The 19,089-nt window shown below is 71.6% G+C and carries 12 protein-coding genes; 7 read left to right on the plus strand and 5 right to left on the minus strand.

Features of this window, described 5'->3' with window-relative positions:
* Window positions 1–69: 69 nt before the first annotated feature.
* Genes NCG93_RS16225 through NCG93_RS16235 form a run of 3 tightly spaced genes read left to right on the plus strand, consistent with a single transcriptional unit; the run spans window position 70 to window position 7,054 of the window.
* The gene (locus NCG93_RS16225) at window positions 70–2,133 is read left to right on the plus strand and encodes a beta-galactosidase (protein WP_194412793.1); all 2,064 of its coding nucleotides are present in this window, start codon (window positions 70–72) and stop codon (window positions 2,131–2,133) included.
* A complete protein-coding gene (gene yicI, locus NCG93_RS16230) occupies window positions 2,130–4,505 on the plus strand; it encodes an alpha-xylosidase (RefSeq protein ID WP_194412794.1) in 2,376 nt (791 codons plus the stop codon). Before NCG93_RS16225 ends, yicI begins: the two co-directional genes overlap by 4 nt.
* Window positions 4,502–7,054: a glycoside hydrolase family 3 C-terminal domain-containing protein gene (locus tag NCG93_RS16235; protein ID WP_194412795.1), complete on the plus strand. Its 2,553-nt coding sequence runs from the start codon at window positions 4,502–4,504 to the stop codon at window positions 7,052–7,054. The genes yicI and NCG93_RS16235 overlap by 4 nt, the downstream gene beginning before the upstream one ends.
* Before the next feature lie 214 nt (window positions 7,055–7,268).
* Here NCG93_RS16235 and NCG93_RS16240 read toward each other — a convergent pair whose 3' ends face one another.
* A complete protein-coding gene (locus NCG93_RS16240; RefSeq protein ID WP_194412796.1) occupies window positions 7,269–8,183 on the minus strand; it encodes a DUF6807 domain-containing protein in 915 nt (304 codons plus the stop codon).
* A 202-nt stretch (window positions 8,184–8,385) separates the two neighbouring features.
* Between NCG93_RS16240 and NCG93_RS16245 the strand changes: the two genes are divergently transcribed.
* Window positions 8,386–8,667 carry a GlsB/YeaQ/YmgE family stress response membrane protein gene (locus NCG93_RS16245; protein ID WP_194412797.1) on the plus strand — a complete coding sequence of 94 codons (282 nt, stop codon included), beginning with the start codon at window positions 8,386–8,388 and terminating at the stop codon, window positions 8,665–8,667.
* Window positions 8,668–9,061: 394 nt separating this feature from the next.
* Here the strand turns inward: NCG93_RS16245 and pgm are convergent, their stop codons facing one another.
* Window positions 9,062–10,705 carry a phosphoglucomutase (alpha-D-glucose-1,6-bisphosphate-dependent) gene (gene pgm, locus NCG93_RS16250; protein WP_194412798.1) on the minus strand — a complete coding sequence of 548 codons (1,644 nt, stop codon included), beginning with the start codon at window positions 10,703–10,705 and terminating at the stop codon, window positions 9,062–9,064.
* 216 nt (window positions 10,706–10,921) lie between these two features.
* On the opposite strand from pgm, the gene pheA reads away from it, so the two are divergent.
* Window positions 10,922–11,902 carry a prephenate dehydratase gene (gene pheA / locus NCG93_RS16255; RefSeq protein WP_194412799.1) on the plus strand — a complete coding sequence of 327 codons (981 nt, stop codon included), beginning with the start codon at window positions 10,922–10,924 and terminating at the stop codon, window positions 11,900–11,902.
* A gap of 113 nt (window positions 11,903–12,015) precedes the next feature.
* Window positions 12,016–14,250, plus strand: coding sequence for a winged helix-turn-helix domain-containing protein (locus NCG93_RS20395; protein ID WP_194412800.1), 2,235 nt, complete (start codon window positions 12,016–12,018; stop codon window positions 14,248–14,250).
* A 36-nt stretch (window positions 14,251–14,286) separates the two neighbouring features.
* Here the strand turns inward: NCG93_RS20395 and NCG93_RS16265 are convergent, their stop codons facing one another.
* The 3 genes from NCG93_RS16265 to NCG93_RS16275 all read right to left on the minus strand — a co-directional run bounded on the left by NCG93_RS16265 (window position 14,287) and on the right by NCG93_RS16275 (window position 17,771).
* Entirely contained in the window at window positions 14,287–15,363 is a 1,077-nt protein-coding gene (locus NCG93_RS16265) for an LLM class flavin-dependent oxidoreductase (protein ID WP_194412801.1), read from the minus strand.
* Between the two features lie 335 nt (window positions 15,364–15,698).
* Window positions 15,699–16,340 (minus strand): NADPH-dependent F420 reductase, encoded by a 642-nt coding sequence (locus NCG93_RS16270; RefSeq protein WP_194412802.1) that lies wholly within the window; start codon window positions 16,338–16,340, stop codon window positions 15,699–15,701.
* A gap of 75 nt (window positions 16,341–16,415) precedes the next feature.
* Window positions 16,416–17,771 (minus strand): cryptochrome/photolyase family protein, encoded by a 1,356-nt coding sequence (locus tag NCG93_RS16275; RefSeq protein WP_194412803.1) that lies wholly within the window; start codon window positions 17,769–17,771, stop codon window positions 16,416–16,418.
* 209 nt (window positions 17,772–17,980) lie between these two features.
* Between NCG93_RS16275 and NCG93_RS16280 the strand changes: the two genes are divergently transcribed.
* On the plus strand, window positions 17,981–18,988 hold the full coding sequence (locus NCG93_RS16280; RefSeq protein WP_194412804.1) for a LacI family DNA-binding transcriptional regulator: 1,008 nt from the start codon (window positions 17,981–17,983) through the stop codon (window positions 18,986–18,988).
* Window positions 18,989–19,089 lie beyond the last annotated feature (101 nt).

Genomic DNA, 19,089 nt, shown 5'->3' on the forward strand with positions numbered 1-19,089 from the left:
AAAGTCCGAGACCGCTTTTCCGTCCGACCGATCTGCACGAACGAAACTCAGCGAAGAGGTTCCCGCTTCATGGCCGCCACCCCGCACCCGCGCCGCGTCGACGCATTCGGCGAACTCGCCGGCGAGCTCGGCTTCTGCTTCGGCGGGGACTACAACCCCGAGCAGTGGCCGCGCGAGATCTGGCAGGAGGATGCCGAGCTCATGGTCCGGGCGGGCGTCAACCTGGTGACGGTCGGCGTCTTCAGCTGGGCTCGTCTGGAGCCCTCGCCCGGTGAGCGCGACTTCGCGTGGCTCGACGAGGTGCTCGACCTGCTGCACGCGCACGGCATCGCCGTGGACCTCGCGACGCCGACGGCCTCGCCGCCGCCGTGGCTCGGCATCCTTCATCCCGAGACCCTGCCGGTGAATCCCGACGGCGTTCGCCTCGTCGCCGGGTCCCGCAACCAGTTCACGCCGGCATCGCGCGTCTACCGCGAGCACGCGCTGTCGATCGCGACCGCGATGGCCGAGCGGTATGTCGATCACCCGGCCGTGCGCATGTGGCACGTCGGCAACGAGTTCGGCCAGATCGACTTCGGCGACGAGGCCGCCCGCGAGTTCCGGCTGTGGCTGCGCGAGCGCCACGGCACGATCGAGGCGCTCAACGACGCGTGGGGAACGCTCGTGTGGTCCCAGCGCTATCGCGACTTCGACGAGATCCTGCCGCCGCGCCGCACGCCGTACCTGGTCAATCCTGCGCAGTCGCTCGACTTCCGGCGCTACACGTCGTGGGCGCTGCAGCGAGTGTTCGCCGAGCAGCGCGACGCGATCCGCGAGGCCGGCGCGACGCAGCCGGTCACCACGAACTTCATGGGCTTCGAGCCGCTCACCGACCTCTGGGAGTGGGCCGCCGAGGTCGACGTCATCGCCGACGACCAGTACCCCGACCACGGCGCCGCGAACGCGTCCTCCGACATCGCCCTCGTGCAGGACCTCATGCGCTCGCTCGGCGAGGGACGGCCGTGGGTGCTGATGGAGCAGTCGGTGAGCGCCACCTCGTGGCGCCCGCACAACCTGCCGAAGACGACGGATCGCGCCCGCCTCGACTCGCTCCAGGCCGTCGCGCGCGGCGCCGACGCGATCTGCTTCTTCCAGTGGCGCCAGGCGCGCACCGGCGCCGAGCGCTTCCACTCCGCCCTGCTGCCGCACGCCGGCGCCGACACCGAGGTGTTCGCGAGCGCGTGCGCCCTCGGCGCCGACCTGCAGAAGCTCCGGCGCGTGGTGGGCGGGCGGGTCGCGGCATCCGTCGCCCTGCTCTTCGACTGGCCCTCGCGGTGGGCCGCCGAAGAGCCGGGCCGGCCGACCGAGCGCCTGCGCACGCTCGAGCAGGTGCAGAGATGGCATCGCGCATTGTGGCGCCGCGGCATCGCCGTCGACCTCGTGAAGCCGGGCGCCGACCTCTCGGCCTATGCCGCGGTGCTGGTGCCGCACTCGTACATCATCGCGACGGATGCCGCAGCCGCCCTCCGCGCGGCGGTCCAGCGTGGTGCGAGCCTCGTCGTGGGGCCGTTCTCGGGGGTCGCCGACGCCAACGCCGGCATCCTCACCGGGCGCTCGCCGGTGCTGCTGCGCGATCTCCTCGGTGTGAGCGGCGAGGAATGGGTGGGGCTGCCGGACGCTCCGACGCCCCTCACTCCGGAATCGTCTTGGACGACCGCGCCGGCGGCGGCCGCGGCATCCATCCTCGGAGAACGCCTGCGCGCCGACGGCGCCGACGTGCTCGCGCGCTTCGGCGACGGCCACCTGTCGGGCGCCCCCGCCATCACGCGGCACCGGGTGGGGGACGGCAGCGCCTGGTACCTCGGAGCGGTCATGTCGGATGCCGCTCTCGAGGCGGTCCTCGATGACGCGCTGGGCGCGGCCGCCGTGACCGGCGTGCTCGGCGACGGCGTGCTGCCCGGCGGCGTCCTTCCCGAAGACGTCGAGGCTGTGCGCCGTGGCGACGCCCTCTTCCTGCTCAACCACGGTGGGGCGACACGGCACGTGGCCGTGCCCGGGCCCCACCGGGATCTCCTGTCGGACGCGGATGTCGACGGCCAGGTCACCCTGGCCCCCGGCGCCGCCATGGTGCTCATCGAAAGGCACGCAGAGTGAAGTTCACCGATGGCTACTGGCTCACGAGGCCCGGACTCGCCCCGCTGTACGCGGTCGAGGTCGACGACATCCGCCACGACGAGGCGGCCGGGACCATGACGGTCTACGCGCCGACCGCCGTCATCCGCGACCGGGGCGACACCCTCAACCGCGCGATGCTCACGGCGACCCTGTCCGCACCGGCGCCCGGCGTGGTCAAGGTGCGGCTCGAGCGGCACGCGGGCGCCGTGCACCGCGGCCCCGACTTCGAGGTGTTCGGCGAGGACGGCTTCCGCCCCGAGATCGCGATCGACGACGAGGCCGGCGTCCTCCATGCGGGACCCCTGACGGCGCGCGTCTCGCGCGCCGCCGGCCAGTGGCGCATCGACTTCGAGAGCGAGGGGCGCGTGCTCACGAGCTCGCTGCCGCGCTCCATCGGCCACTTCACCGGCACCAGCGGCAAGAACGGCACCGCGGGCACCCCGGGCACGGCCGGCACCGCCGGCACGGCCGCCGGGGGCAGCCAGCCGACGTGGGTGCACCAGCAGCTGACGATCGAGCCGGGGGAGCGCGTCTACGGCCTCGGTGAGCGGTTCGGCGCGTTCGTGAAGAACGGCCAGGCCGTCGACACGTGGAACGCCGACGGCGGGACGTCCAGCGAGCAGGCCTACAAGAACGTGCCGTTCTACATCACGAGCCGCGGCTACGGCGTCTTCGTCGACAACCCCGCGAACGTCTCGTTCGAGGTGGGCAGCGAGGTCAACTCGCGCGTGCAGTTCTCGGTCGACGGCGAATCGCTCGAGTACTACGTCATCGCCGGACCCGAGCCGAAGGACGTGCTGCGCCGCTACACCGCCCTCACCGGGCGCCCGGCGCGGGTGCCGGCGTGGTCGTTCGGGCTCTGGCTGACGACATCCTTCACCGCCAGCTACGACGAAGACACCGTGAGCGCCTTCGTCGACGGCATGGCCGAGCGCGACATCCCGCTGTCGGTGTTCCACTACGACTGCTTCTGGATGCGGGAGTACCAGTGGACGGACTTCGAGTGGGACGCCCGCGCCTTCCACGACCCGGTCGGCCAGATCGCCCGCATGCACGAGCGGGATGTGCACGTCTCGGTGTGGATCAACCCGTATATCGCGCAGCGGTCGGCGCTGTTCCGGGAGGCGGCGGAGAACGGCTACCTGCTCCGGCGCATCGACGGCAGCGTGTGGCAGTGGGACATGTGGCAGGCCGGCATGGGCCTGGTCGATTTCACGAACCCGGATGCCGCGGACTGGTACGTCGCGAAGCTCCAGGGTCTGCTCGATCAGGGCGTCGACGCCTTCAAGACCGATTTCGGCGAGCGGATCCCGGTCGAGGGCGTGGTGTGGCACGACGGCTCCGACCCGCACCGCATGCACAACTACTACGCGAAGCTCTACAACGAGGTCGTGTTCCGTGCGCTGGAGCGGCACCACGGAGCCGGCGACGCTGTCGTCTTCGCGCGCTCCGCGACCGCGGGATCGCAGCAGTTCCCGGTGCACTGGGGCGGCGACAACGACTCGACGTTCCTGTCGATGGCCGAGTCCCTCCGTGGCGGCCTGTCGCTGGCGATGTCGGGCTTCGGCTACTGGAGTCACGACATCGGCGGGTTCGAGGGCACGCCCGATCCGGGCCTCTTCAAGCGCTGGCTCGCCTTCGGCCTCCTGTCGTCCCACTCGCGCCTGCACGGCTCGTCGTCGGTGCGCGTGCCCTGGGCCTTCGACGAGGAGGCCGTCGACATCGCCCGCAGGTTCACCAAGCTCAAGATGCGCCTGATGCCGTACCTGGCCGGTGCCGCCGAGCAGGCGCACCACGAGGGCACGCCGATGATGCGGCCGATGGTGCTCGAATTCCCCGGCGACCGCTCGGGCTTCGACGCCGACACGCAGTACATGCTGGGCGACGCCCTCCTGGTGGCGCCCGTGTTCACCGCCGACGGCACCGTGGAGTACTACGTCCCTGAGGGGCAGTGGACCTCGCTCATCGACGGCTCCGTCGTGGACGGCCGGCGCTGGCTGGCCGAGACCCACGCCTACGACTCGGTGCCCCTGCGCGTGCGTCCCGGCACGGTGCTGCCCTTCGGTGCCGACGACAGCCGTCCCGACTACGACTGGGCCGACGGCGTGACGCTGCGCTGCTTCGAGCTGCCCGACGGCTACGACGCGGTGACGAGGGTGCCCGGCCACGATGCCAAGGGGTCGATCGACGGCGTCGGCGCCACGACGTTCCGCGTCCGCCGCGAGGGCACTGCGATCATCGCGTCGTCGGACGACGCCCACGCCGGCTGGTCGCTGCAGGTGGGCGAGCGCATCGCCCGGGCCGAAGCATCCGGAGAGGTGCGCATCGAGATCGAGGAGGATGAGCGATGAATGAGACGTTGACGGATGCTGCGGCGCAGCCGATCGGGGATCACCGCGTCGACGAGCCGGTGTTCCGGCAGGTCGACCAGCCGCTGGCCGTGCGGGCGCGCGACCTGCTCGATCGGCTCACGCCCGACGAGCGCATCGCGATGCTGCACCAGGCGGCCCCCGCGATCGAGCGGCTCGGCGTCCCGGCCTGGCACACCGGCTGCGAGGCGCTGCACGGCGTCGCGTGGCTCGGGCGCGCGACGGTGTTCCCGCAGCCCGTCGGCCTCGCCGCGACGTGGGACACCGAGCTCGTGCGCCAGGTCGGCGAGGTCGCCGCGGTCGAGGTGCGCGCCAAGCGCGCCGAGAACCCGATGGTGAGCCTCAATGTCTGGGCGCCGGTCGTGAACACGCTGCGGCACCCGGCATGGGGACGCAACGAGGAGGGCTACTCCGAAGACCCGCACGTCACCGCGCAGTTCGGCACCGCCTACTCGCGGGGACTGCGCGGAGAGCACCCGCGTGTGTGGCGCACGGTGCCGGCCCTCAAGCACTTCCTCGCCTACAACAACGAGACCGACCGCTCCACGACGTCCTCCGAGATGTCGCTCCGCACCCTCCACGAAGAGGAGCTGCCGGCCTTCCGCGAAGCTCTCGAGGCCGGTGCCGCGGGCGGCATCATGCTCGCCTACAACCAGGTCAACGGCGTCCCGGCGCACACGCAGCCCGAACTCGTCGCGGAAGCGCGCTCGTGGTCCGACGAGTCGATCGCGGTGGTATCGGATGCCGGCGCGCCGACGTTCCTCGTGACCACTCAGCGCGCACAGCCCGACCACGTGCACGCGGCAGCGGCACTGGTGCGCTCGGGCCTCGATTCGTTCACCGACAACGAGGCCGACGCGGAGCCCACCATCGGCTACCTGCGCGAGGCGCTGGCCGCCGGGCTCCTCACGACGGACGACATCGACCGGGCGGTGGTGCGCCTGCTCGAGCTGCGCATCCGCACCGGTGAATTCGACGGCGCCGACGACCCCTACGCGGGCATCGGCGTCGAGGCGATCGACGCGCCGGAGGCGCGCGCGCTCGCCCGAGAGACGGTGGCGCGCTCCGTCGTCGTGCTGCGGAACGACGACGGGGTGCTGCCACTCTCGGACGCCGGCCGGGTCGCGGTCGTCGGACCGCTCGCCGACCTGGTGCTCACCGACTGGTACGCGGGCACCCCGCCGTACGCGGTGGGGATCGGCGCAGCGGCTGCGGAGCGCTTCGGCGAGGCCGAGGTGGTCACGGGCGCCGACACGGTAGCGCTCCGCGCGGCGTCGAACGGCCGGTACGTCGTCGCCGCGGCCGACGGGGCGGTCGTCGAGGCGTCGGCCGACACCGTCGGCGAAGAGGCGCTGTTCGACGTCACGGACTGGGGTGACGGCATCCTGACCCTCCGCTCCCACGCGAGCGGGCTGCTGCTCACCGGCGGAGCGTGGCCGATGCGCGCGGACGCCGCCCGCGTCGGCGGCTGGGTCGTGCAGGAGAGCTTCCGCCGGCATCTGCATGCCGACGGCTCGTGGTCGCTGCTGCACCTCGGCTCCGGCCGCTGGGTGCGCACCTTCCGCGACTCGGGCCTCCTGGCAGCGGAGGCGGTGACGCTCGAGAACGCCGAACGGTTCGGCGTACGCGTCGTGCGCTCGGGCGCCTCCGCGGTCGCCGACGCGGCCGCACGCGCCGACGCCGTCATCGTCGCGGTCGGCAACGACCCGCATCTCGCAGGCCGCGAGACCGAGGACCGGCCGCACCTGCGGCTGCCCGCCGCAGCCGCCGAGGTGTGGCGCGTCGCACGCGACGCGAACCCTCGCGCGGTGCTCACGGTCGTGTCGAGCTATCCGTATGTGCTGGACGACACGGATGCCGCCACCGTCGTGTGGTCGAGCCACGGCGGCCAGGAGCTCGGCCACGGCGTCATCGACGTGCTCGCGGGCGACCGCGAGCCGTACGGACGCCTGTCGCAGAGCTGGCCCGCGACCGAGGAGCAGGCCGGCGACCTGTTCGACTACGACACGCTGCGCCAGGGCGCGACCTATCGGCACCAGGCCGACGCGCCGACGTTCGCGTTCGGCCACGGCCTCACCTATTCGTCGGTGGCGTACGAGTCGGTGACGGCGGATGCCGCGACCGCGGCGCCTGCGCCGACGCACCGTCATGCCGGCTTCGCGCCGCGCGCGGACGAGGCCGTCGTGCGGGCGGTGGTGCGGGTGCGCAACACCGGCGACCGCGACGCCGAAGAGCTCGTGCAGCTGTACGCGCTGCCGGGGCAGGGGTTCGCTCTTCCGACGCCGCGCCGAGTCCTGGTCGCGTACCGCCGGGTGCGGCTCGCGCCCGGCGAGACCGCCGACGTCGAGCTGTCGTTCTCGCCCGACCGCCTCGCGGTGTGGGACGACGATGCGCGCCTTCCCGGCGCGGTGGACGACTGGCTCCATGCCGGCGCCCTCCGCGTCCAGCACGGGTCGTACGTCCTCGCCGCCGGCCGCTCCGCCTGGGACCTGCCGGTCCGCGCCGCCTTCGAGGTCACCGCCGCGTCCTGACGCGCCATCCGTCTCGCCGCCGGCGCTCTGCGCTCAGTTACCGGAGCTTCATGCCGGTCGCTGAGCGAGCGCCGGCGAGACGACGCGTGACGCCTCCCGGGCGAGGCTTCGACAGGTCAACCGGATCTGCGGCGAACCCACCCCGCCCGGTCGTTGAGCGAGCGAGGAACGAGCGAGACGAAACGCGCCGAACCTGCGTCGACGTGTTGTCGCGTCAGGGGGCGAGCTCGGCCGCCAGGGCGCGGGTCTCGGCGGGCGTCCAGATGCGCTCGCCGAAGGCGTGTCGGTGGGCGAGCGAGAGCTCGGCGCCCGGCGCGAGCACGATGTGCTCGTCGAACGACGGAGAGGGCGCGATGATCGGGAACGGCTCGCTGCGCACGAACCAGCGGATCGCGGGGGCGCCGGTCGATGTGCCCGCGAACGCGAGAACGGTGCCGCCGCCGTCGAACTCGTCGTGCTCACCGGAGAGGGCGACCCACGGAGAGTCGAGGCCCATGACGGCGTCGGCGCCGGCGTCGTCGGGCAGCCCGGCGGCGAGGACGCGGCCGCCCGTCCACGCCCGCGGCATCCGGATCACGAACCCGGTGTAACCGGCGTTCGGCCGACCCTGCGTGGTGGGGCTGCCGAACTCGAGATCGCGGCCGGCGACGTTGCGGAGCGTCGTGGAGAAGTCGAGCAGCCACAGCCCCCGCTCGGCGTCGACACCATGGAACCGGTGGCTGCGGGTCTCGGTCACCCATTCCTCGCCGGCCTGCGTGATCCAGGTGAGCTCTTCGGTGAACGACACGGCGGCGCCGGCATCCACCATCGCCGTGAAGCCGTCGTGACGCATGCGCCCGACGTTGTCGAGGAGCGCATAGTCGCCGGTCTCCGGGCGGAAGGTGTTGCCGCCCCAGAAGTTCTGTCCCGACACGTGGGTCCACGTCATCTGCAGTCCCTTGTGCCAGCGGTGGTCCCACGGGCGGTACGCGGTGAGCGGGGCGCCGTCGAGCGTGCGGAGCGGGTGGAGGAAGGGCTTCGGGCCCTCCGACAGCGCCCCGCCGGGATCGAAGGCGTACCGCGCGATGTCGACCCCGCCCGTCGTCACGGTCAGGTGGGTGTCGTCGCGGCGCAGCGTGAGGTGGGTCACTCGTCCATTGTGCCGGAGAGTGCAGGAAAACGCTTCCCCGAGGGTCTTATCGTCAGAAGACGCGGCGAAGCTCGCGTGTATAGCGCGTTTTGCGCTCGAACGGTAGGGGGCGCTTCGCAGATCGTGCCCGCGCTAACGTCATCGTCATCTCAACCGAGACACCGCACCCCCCGCGGTGTCCACGAGACAAAGGAGAGATCACATGCTCTGGACAATCCTCGGCCTCATCATCATCGGCCTCATCGCCGGTCTCATCGCTCGCGCCATCATTCCCGGCAAGCAGAGCATGGGCATCCTGCTGACGATCGTCCTCGGAATCGTCGGCTCGTTCGTCGGCGGTTTCCTGGGCTTCCTGCTCTTCGGCAGCGACCCCAACGGCGGCTTCCTGCAGCCGGCCGGCATCATCGGGTCCATCCTCGGCTCGATCATCGTGCTCGGCCTGTACGTGCTGTTCACGCGTCGCCGCGGAGTCACCCGGTCCTGACCGGCCCGCGGGCACAAACCGTCGCCCGGATCCGCGCGTCCCTCGCGTGGGTCCGGGCGATTCTTCTGCCTGCGGTCAGGCGCGTTTCGTCTCGCTCGTTCCTCGCTCGCTCAACGACCGGAATGAATGCATCGGCCTTGCGACGTCAGGCGCGTTCCGCGCCCGCTCGACGACCCAACCTCGACCTTCGGTCGTTGAGCGAGGGAGCGCCAGCGACCGAGACGAAACGCCCCGGCCTCGCGACGTCAGGCGCGTTTCGTCTCGCTCGTTCCTCGCTCGCTCAACGACCGGACCTCGACCTTCGGTCGTTGAGCGAGGGAGCGCCAGCGACCGAGACGAAACGCCTCGGACCGACGGGCAGCACCAGGACCGGGGCGCGCTCGGCGACCGCGTCTCAGGCGCCGGCGAGGGCCTCGGACACCACCTCGCGAGCCTCGGCCTGCACCTGTGCCAGGTGCTCGGGTCCGCGGAGCGATTCGGCGTAGAGCTTGTAGACGTCCTCGGTGCCCGACGGGCGCGCGGCGAACCACGCGTGCTCGGTCTGCACCTTGAGTCCGCCGATCGCCGCGCCGTTGCCGGGCGCGTGCGACAGCCTGGCGGTGATCGGCTCTCCGGCGAGCTCGGTCGCGGTGACCGCCTCCGGCGCCAGCTTTCCGAGCGCGGCCTTCTGGGCGGGGGAAGCCGGGGCATCCACTCGCTGGTACGCCGAGGCGCCGAACTCGGCCTCGAGCTCCGCGTAGCGCTGCGAGGGCGTCTTGCCGGTCACCGCGAGGATCTCGGCCGCGAGCAGGCACAGCAGGATGCCGTCCTTGTCGGTGGTCCAGACGCTCCCGTCGCGGCGCAGGAACGATGCGCCCGCGGACTCCTCGCCGCCGAAGGCGACGGATCCGTCGAGGAGGCCGGGAACGAACCACTTGAAGCCGACGGGCACCTCGAGCAGCGGCCGCCCGAGCGATGCGGCCACGCGGTCGATGATCATCGAGCTGACGAGGGTCTTGCCGACCGCGGCATCCGTCGGCCATTCCGGTCGATGCGAGTACAGGTAGTCGATGGCGACGGCCAGGTAGTGATTGGGGTTCATCAGCCCGGCGTCCGGCGTCACGATGCCGTGGCGGTCGGCGTCCGCGTCGTTGCCGGTCAGGATGTCGTACTCGTCGCGACGGCCGATGAGGCCGGCCATCGCCGACGGCGACGACGGGTCCATGCGGATCTTCTCGTCCCAGTCGAGCGTCATGAACCGCCACGTCGGGTCGACGTCGGGGTTCACGACCGTGAGGTCGAGCTCGTGCACCTCGGCGATGAGCGCCCAGTACTCGACAGACGCGCCGCCGAGGGGGTCGGCGCCGATGCGCACACCCGCGCGGCGGATCGCCTCCATGTCGATGATGTTCGCGAGGTCGCGCACGTACGCATCGCGGAAGTCGTACTCGCCGAGCGTGTCGGCGTCGATGTCGCGGAACGGGGTCCGCGCCACGCCTTCCAGGTTCGCCGCGATGAGCTCGTTGGCCCGGTCGGCGATCCAGCCGGTCGCGTCGGTGTCGGCGGGTCCGCCGTTCGGCGGGTTGTACTTGAAGCCGCCGTCGCGCGGCGGATTGTGGCTCGGTGTCACCACGATGCCGTCGGAGCGGCTCGGGTCGGCGGCATCCTTCCCGCGGTTGTAGGTGAGGATGGCGTGGCTGAGCGCGGGCGTCGGCACCCACGAATCGCGGGCGTCCACCCGCACATCGACGCCGTTGGCGACGAGCACTTCGATGGCGCTGCGCTCGGCCGGAAGCGACAGCCCATGCGTGTCGCGGCCGAGGAAGAGCGGCCCCTCGATGTTCTGAGACCGGCGGTAGTCGACGATCGCCTGGGTCGTGGCGAGAATGTGGGTCTCGTTGAAGCTGGCCGACAGCGACGAGCCGCGATGCCCGCTCGTGCCGAACGCGACGCGCTGCTCGGGCACGGCCGGATCCGGGGCGATGTCGTAATAGGCGGAGATCACCTCATCGATGTCGATGAGGTCGGATGCTTCGGCGGGCTGTCCTGCGCGACTCATGCGTCCAGTCTGCCCTCCCGCCGGGCGTCGCGCACAGCCGATGACGCTCGTGCGCCGTACCGTTCTCAGGAGCGGACCCTCGCCGCGCACCCATCCGCCTCGGAATCACGGGGCCGGGGCGCCGCGTCCGGCCCTTCGATCCTGCGTACGGTACGCGGGGCAGACGGCGCCCCGGCCTGCGGGCCGGGCCGCAGGTGCCGGGCTAGGCTGGCACGCGTGACTTCCGAGGTCGACGCCGTCGAGGCATCCGCTCCCGTCCGCCGCACCTACAGCTACCTGGGTCCGGCCGGCACGTTCACCGAGGCGGCGCTCGCGCAGGTTCCCGAGGCGCGCGGGCACGAGTGGCGGTCAGTCCGCAACGTCGGCGAGGCGCTCGCAGATGTCGTCGAAGGCCGATCGGATGCCGCGATGATCGCCATCGAGAACTCCGTCGACGGCGGGGTGTCGACGGCGCAGGACGCCCTCGCGACGGTGCCCGGGCTCCGGATCGTGGGGGAGTACCTCGTGCCGGTCGAATTCGTGCTGGTCGGGCGCCCGGGTGCGCGGCTCGAGGACGTGTCGCTCATCGCGGCGCACCCGGTGGCCTACGCGCAGTGCCTGCAGTGGCTCACGGCCTCCCTGCCGGCCCACGCGCACGTGCCCGCCGCGAGCAACGTCGCGAGTGCGATGAGCCTTCTCGACGGTTCGAGCGACGCGGATGCCGCGATCGCACCCCCGGGGATCCTCGAGCACCATGAGCTCGAGCTGCTCGCCTCTAACATCGGCGACAACCCCCACGCGGTGACGCGGTTCGTGCTGGTGAGCCGCACCGTGCCGCCGCCCCCGCCGACGGGCGCCGACAAGACCTCCCTCATCGTGGAGCTGCCCGACGACCATCCCGGCGCCCTGCTCGAGATGCTGGAGCAGTTCGCGACGCGCGGCATCAACCTGTCGCTGCTCGCGTCCCGCCCGATCGGCGACGAGCTCGGCCGCTACCGCTTCGTGGTCGATGCCGACGGGCACCTCGAAGACGAGCGCATGGCCGATGCGCTGATGGGGCTGCGGCGCTTCAGCCCGCGCGTCACCTTCCTCGGTTCGTACCCGCGGGCCGACCGGGCCGTCGTCCGCTACCCGGAGCGGTACGCCGACGACGTCTTCGTCGAGGCGCGCGACTGGCTGCGGGGCCTCATCTCCGGCGAGCCCGAGCTGCAGGACTGACCGCGTCCGGCGCAGTCACGCTCGCGCGCCGGGCTCACGTCGCCCGCGGGTGAGCACGGCGGCATCCGGCCGCGGCCGCCGGCGCGGCCATCGCCGCTGGCTATGCTGTAGCCGTGTCCGACTCGTCCACTGAAACCGAGTCGGCCGAGCGGGCGCCGGGCGCGCGCCTCCTGAGCACGAAGACGATGGTCAGGATGCCGCAGCCGGACGCGGTGAGCCGCCGAGCGCTGATCGAACGGGCGCGTGCGCCGCATGCCCGGATCGTCGCGGTGACCGCACCCGCCGGCTACGGCAAGTCCACGATGCTGGCGGAGTGGGCGGCTATCGAGGACCGGGCGGTGGCGTGGGCCACTGTCGACACCCTGGACGACGACCCGGTGGCATTGATGGAACTGCTGGCCGCGGCGTGTCACGACATTTCACCGCATGCCGGCGCGGTGGCGCAGCAGCTGGGCGGCAGTGGCGCCGGTGTGCTCGGCCGGTCGGCTCCGCTGCTGGCGGCAGTCCTCCGCCAGGCGCCTGCGCCCTTCGTGCTCTTCGTCGACGACGTGCACACGGCGGCGTCCCCTGCCTGCCGCGACGTGCTCGAGGTGATGCTGGCCGGAATGCCGGCAGGCTCGCAGATCGTGCTCGCGAGCAGGCACGAGCACGACTTCCTCGCCCGCTTCCGTGCGGCGGGGACGGTCTTCGAGATCGTTCCCGACGATCTGCGCGTGGATGCCGACGCTGCTCGGACCATGTTCGCCGGTGTGGATGCCGTCATCTCGGACGACGAGCTGACGGCGGCGGTCGAGCGATGCGAAGGGTGGCCGGCGGGTCTGCGCCTGTGCGCGCTGGCGGTTCATGCCGGCGCCGACATCTCCGAGCTGACCCGGGACGGCGCGTTCGCCGCGGACTATCTCTACAACGAGGCGCTGACAGGCTTGTCCACCGAGGTGCGGGAGTTCCTTCGTCGAACGGCTGTGCTCGATCAGCTCTCCGGGCCGTTGTGCGACGCCGTCCTGGAGCGCGACGGCTCTCTCGCGGTCCTGCACGACCTGGAGGCTCGCAACATCTTCGTCGTGGCCCTCGACCGGCGACGCCGGTGGTTCCGCTACCACGACCTGTTCCGGGCGTTCCTGCTCTCCGAACTTCACCGAGTCGAGCCGGCAGCCGTGGCGCCGCTGCACCGCCGGGCGGCGGAATGGCTCGAGCGGAACGGATCGCCCGAACTGGCCGTGGAGCATCGGCTCGCCGCCGGCGATCTGCCGCAGGCAGGAGAGCTCGTCGTCGGACTGGCGATGCCGGTCTACCAGAGCGGGCGCGTGGTGGTCGTGGATCGGTGGCTGTCCGAGCTCGAGGCCGGCGGCGAGGCGATGTCGTCTCGCGTGCTGGCCATCGCGGCGTGGATCGCGATGCTCCGCGGCAGCTCGGCGGCAGCCGAGAAGTGGACTGCGGCGCTGGGAGGGGAAGCGTCGTCGGGCCAGTCGCCCGAGGATGCGTCGGCTGCGCGGTCGGCGCGCGCCATGATCGGCGTGGCGATGTGCGCCCGAGATTCCGCCCAGCTGCTGGAGGACGCCCAGTCGGCTGTCGCCCTCGAATCGGGACACAGCAGATGGCGTGGTCCCGCCCTGTACCTTCTGGGCACGGCCCACGTGCTCGCCGGGGATGCCGCCGCCTCACGCCAGGTCTTCCTGGAGGCGTCTGCACATGCCCACGCCGCGAACAACACCGTCGCGGCGATCCTCAGCGACGCCGAGCTCGCGGTACTGGCCTTGGAGAACGGGTCGCTCGAGTCCGCCGCCGCTCATGCCGACGACGCCATGGCCATCGTCGACGGGTCGCAGCTCGACGGCTACCCGACGATCACGCTCGCGCTGGCGGTGAGTGCCCGGGTCGCGCTCCGGCGGGGCGACACCGCGGCGATGAGCCGCCTCTTGGCTCGCGCGATGAGAGCGCGCATCGACTGCACCCACGCGATGCCCTTCGTGGCGATCCGCTCGCGTCTGCAGCTGGCGATGGCGTTCGCCGCGACCGGAGATCGCGCGTCCGTGGCGCAGCTGCTGAGCGAGATCGACGACATCCTGGGGCGGCGGCCGCACCTTGAGCGACTCGCGGAGCAGACCGCGGAGTTCCGCCGCATCGTCGGCGACGAGTGGGCCATGGGGGTGCGTCCGCTGAGCCCCGCCGAGATGCGGCTGATTCCCTACCTCCAGACCCACTTGACGGTGGCCGAGATCGGAAGCCGCCTGTTCATCTCGCGCAACACGGCGAGCACCGAGATCGGCTCGATCTACCGCAAGCTCGGGGTCGGAAGCCGCTCGGCGGCCGTCGGCCGCGCCATCGAACTGGGACTGCTCGGGGAGTAGCCGCCGATTCGGCGCCCGATGGCGCGCCGCGTGGCCTCAGGCGAGGCCGAGTTCGGCGGCGAGCAGCTCGAGGGTCTGCACACGGCCGGGGGCGGCATCCATCGGCTCGTTCTCGTACGATCCGGCGATCGGCGAGATCATGACCTCGTCGACGCCGTGCCGGGCGGCGAAGGCGCGGAGATCGGATGCCACGGCCGCGGCCGTGCCGACGAACCACTTCGCACGCGCCGAGGCCATGAACGTGTCACCGAGGCCGGCGAAGTCCGCCGCACCGGCGAGGGACTCCTCGACGGTCTCGAGCGCGACGAGCGGCTTGTTGGTGCGCAGCCGCGCGGTCATGCGCAGGTTCGGCAGCGCCCGCGCCTCCGCCTCGTCGGCCGTCGGGGCGGCGAGCACGTTGGCCGTCAGGAAGGTGCGCGGCGCGGCGAGCGTCTCGGACGGGACGAACGCCGTCCGGTACAGGTCGAGTGCGCGCTCGAGCCCTTCGCCCGAGAAGTGGTTCGCGAAGACGTAGGGCAGGCCGAGGGATGCCGCGAGCTGCGCCGAGTAATCGCTCGAGCCGAGCAGCCACACCTCGGGCGTGGTGGTGGCGGCGGGCGTCGCGTGCACGTCGTATGTGCCGCCCGACGTGAAGCGCAGCGAGGCTCCGTCAGGGGCGACGAGCGACATGATGTCGCGCACGTGGTCGGGGAAGCGCTCGACGTCGCTCGTGGTGCCGCTCTGGCGGAGCAGCTGCGTGATGACCGGGTCGGATCCCGGCGCTCGGCCGAGGCCGAGGTCGATCCGACCGGGGGCGAGCGCCTCGAGGGCCGCGAATTGTTCGGCGACCACGAGCGGCGAGTGGTTGGGCAGCATGACGCCGCCCGAGCCGAGGCGGATGCGCGACGTCCGCGCGGCGGCGGCCGCCGCCAGCACGGGCGGCGTCGTGGAGGCGACCGCGGGCATGTTGTGGTGCTCCGCGAACCAGTACCGCCGGTAGCCGAGCCGGTCGGCCGCGTCGACGACGGACAGGGATGCCGCGACCGCCTGCGCGCTCGTCTGGCCGGTGCGCACCGGAACGAGGTCCAGGACGGAAAGGGACAGGGCGGACGGGCCGGAGTTTGCATCGTTCATCACCGGATGCAAACCCCGGCTGTGTTCGGTGCATTCCGCAGGCGCGCATTTTGGCGAGTCGCCAGAATCCGTGAGCCCCCTGCCCGTTTTGTGGCGACTCGCCAAGAAAGCGCGGGGCCTGTGTTCGGTGCATTCCGCGGGCGCGCATTTTGGCGAGTCGCCAGAATCCGTGGGCCCCGTGTGCGCTTTGTGGCGAGTCGCCAAGAACGCGCGGGGCCTGCGTTCGGCGCCTCCGCGGGCGTGCATTTTGGCGAGTCGCCAGAATCCGTGGGCCCAGGATGCGCTTCGTGGCGAGTCGCCAAAATGCGCAAGGGGTCCGCGGGGTACGCGCGGGGTCAGGGGAGGCGGTTGCCCTTTGCCAGATTCTCGCGGAGCTCGGCCGCGGTCTGGCGTGCCGTGTACGCGGGCCGGTCGCGCTCGAGACGCCACGACTCGCTGAGCGGACCGGCGCTGACGCTGTCGAACCCGAGGGCGTCGTAGATGCCGGTGACGAGTTCCACGGCGTCCTCGTGATCGCTCGCCGTGCCGAGCGCGCGGCGATTCGGGTCGCCTGCCGGAAGCCCGGTGGTGTTGATCTCGGAGGCGAGGATCTGGTTGAACGCCTTCACCACCTTGGATGCCGGCAGATGTGCCTGCACGAGCTCGGAGGTGGTGGCCTCGCCGCGGTCGAGCGCGTCGACGTGCCCGTCGCGCTCGAAGTAGTAGTTGACGGTGTCGAGCACGATCTTCCCGGCGAGCGGCTCGACGGGAACGTCCTTCAGTGCCTTGAGCGGCACGGTCACCACGGCGATGTCGCCCGCGGCTGCTGCGTCGGCTGCCGTCGCGGCCGTGACCTTCGGTCCGAGCTCGGCGACCAGGTCGGCGAGGCTCTCGGGTCCGCGTGAGTTGGCGATCACGACGTCGTAGCCGAGTCCTGAGAAGGCGCGAGCAAGCGCGCTGCCGATGTGTCCTGCACCGATGATTCCGATCGTTGTCATGAAGGTCGGCAACCGGGCGACCGCCGCGCGCATTCCTCGCCCCGACGTAGAAGGACATCCTGACCCCGGCGTCGGTCAGGTCCGCGAGGCGCTCTTGACGCGCTCGTACGCGGCGAGTGCGGCCTTCCGCGTCTCACCGAGATCGACGAGCGGGTCGGGAGGGTGCTCTCCGAGATGCTCCGGCGCCCACTCACGCACGTAGTGCCCGTCGGGATCGAACTTCTTCGCCTGCAGCTGCGGGTTGAAGATGCGGAAGTACGGCGCCGCGTCGGCGCCCGAGCCCGCGACCCACTGCCAGTTGAACGGGTTGTTGGCGCCGTCGGCATCGACCAGCGTGTCCCAGAACCACTCCTCGCCGCGCCGCCAGTCGATGAGGAGGTTCTTGACGAGGAAGGATGCCGCCACCATCCGCACGCGGTTGTGCATATAGCCCGTGTGCCAGAGCTCTTTCATGCCCGCGTCGACGAGCGCGAGTCCGGTGCGGCCGCGCTGCCACGCTGCGAGGTGCGTGGGCTTGAGATGGGGCCACGGGAACGCGTCGAACTCGGGTCGCAGGTTGCGGCTCGCGAGATCGGGGTGGTGGAACAGGACGTGCCACGCGAACTCCCGCCAGCCGAGTTCCGAGAGGAACCTCCCTCCGGCGCCCGCCTCGACGGTCTCGTGCCAGACGGTGTGCGGGCTGAGCTCTCCCCATCGCAGGCGGGGCGACAGCAGCGAGGTCGCGCCGGCCGCGGGCTCGTCGCGGGCGCGGTCGTAGTTCGCGAGGTCCTCCTGCAGGAACTCGCGCAGTCGCCGGCGCGCGGCGGGCTCACCCGGCTCCCAGGTCTCGCGCAGTCCCTTCGCCCAGTCCGGCCGGGTAGGCAGCAGCTCCCAATCATCGAGCGAATCGGATGCCGGAGCCCGGTGCGGCCCGCCGACCTCCCGCGGTTCCGCGAGCGGGGCGCGCGGCCCGGGCAGGGCGAGACACGCGCGCCAGAACGGGGTGAACACCGAGAACGGTGTGCCGGCGCCCGTCCGTACGGTCCACGGTTCGAACAGCAGCGAGGCCGCGAAGGACGAGACCTCGATACCGCCGGCGCGCAGCGCCGCCTTGAGGCCGGCATCGACCTCGCGCTCGGGTCCTCCGTAGCGCCGGTTCCAGAAGACGGCGCCGGCTGCGGCATCCGTCACCGTCTCGCTCACGATGCGATCGGCCGGACCGCGCCGCAGGACCAGGGTGCCGCCGCGCTCGCGCAGCCGCTCGCCGAGAGATGCGAGCGAGTGGTGCAGCCACCAGCGTGCCGCCCCGCCGAGCGGGCGGATGCCGGGGCCGTCCTCGTCGAGCACGTAGAGCCCGATCACCGGCTCGCCGCGGTCGAGCGCCGCCCGCAGCGCCGGGTTGTCGGCGAGGCGCAGATCGTCGCGGAACCACACGATGGAGGGTCGGGACACGGCACCATCCTCTCTCCGGGCTGCGCCCCGCGTCGGGCATTGACAACGGGTCCGATGTGGGCCTGGGCGAGCGCTGCAGTCTCCTGCGAGCGCTGCGTCGCGCGGCGGAGCGCTCGCAGGAAAGTGCAGCGGTCGTGGCCTTGTCCGTCGACCCGATCGCGTTTGCGTGGACTTGCGCGATCATGCAAATTCTTGCGTACACTGAGCGCATGTCGAAGCGTCTCGCCGAGGTGGCGCGCAAGGTCGGGGTCAGCGAGGCCACCGTGAGCCGCGTGCTCAACGACAAACCCGGGGTGTCGGACGCCACCCGCCAAGCCGTGCTGACCGCGCTTGACGTGCTCGGGTACGAGCGCCCCACCAAGCTCCGCGGCGAGCGGGCGCGGCTCGTGGGACTCGTGCTGCCCGAGTTGCAGAACCCCATCTTCCCGGCGCTCGCCGAGATCATCGGCGGCGGTCTGACGCAGAACGGGTATACGCCACTGCTCTGCACGCAGAACGCCGGCGGCATCACCGAGTCGGACTACATCGACCTGCTGCTGCAGCAGCAGGTGTCGGGCGTCATCTTCCTCGGTGGCAATTACAGCCAGGCGGATGCCGCGCACGAGCACTACGAGCGGCTCCGGCAGGTGCACCTGCCCACCGTGCTGGTGAACGCCCGCATCGACGCCCTCGACTTCGCCACGGTGTCCACCGACGACGGCGCGGCCGCGGAGCAGGCGATCCAGCACCTGCACCAGCTCGGTCACCGCCGCATCGGCATGCTTCTCGGACCGCTCGACCACATCCCCTCGCAGCGCAAGCTCGCCGCCGCCCGCCCGCTGCTGGAGCGCCTGGGTGCCCCCCTCGACGACGCCCTCGTGGTACGCGGCCTCTACTCGCTGGAATCCGGCCAGGCCGGGGCATCCCGCCTCTTCGCCGCTGGCGCCACCGCGATCGTATGCGCCAGCGATCCCCTCGCTCTGGGAGCCGTACGCGCGGCCCGCCGGCACGGCCTGCGGGTGCCCGACGACGTCAGCGTCGTCGGGTTCGACGACTCGTTCCTCATGAGCTGCACCGAGCCGCCGCTGACCACGGTGCGCCAGCCCATCGAGTCGATGGGGCGCACGGTGATCGACCTGCTGCTCTCGCAGATCGCGGGAACGACGGAGCCCGGCGACGAGCTGCTCTTCGAGCCCGAGCTCGTGCTGCGTGCCTCCACCGGTCCTGCCGCGGCCTGAGCCACCGGGGGTCGGGGCTGCGCTTCGTCTCGCTCTTTCCTCGCTCGCTCAGCGACCGGGGGTCGGGGCTGCGCTTCGTCTCGCTCGTTCCTCGCTCGCTC

This window comes from Microbacterium yannicii (assembly GCF_024055635.1).
In the GTDB taxonomy this organism is placed as follows: Bacteria; Actinomycetota; Actinomycetes; order Actinomycetales; family Microbacteriaceae; genus Microbacterium; species Microbacterium yannicii.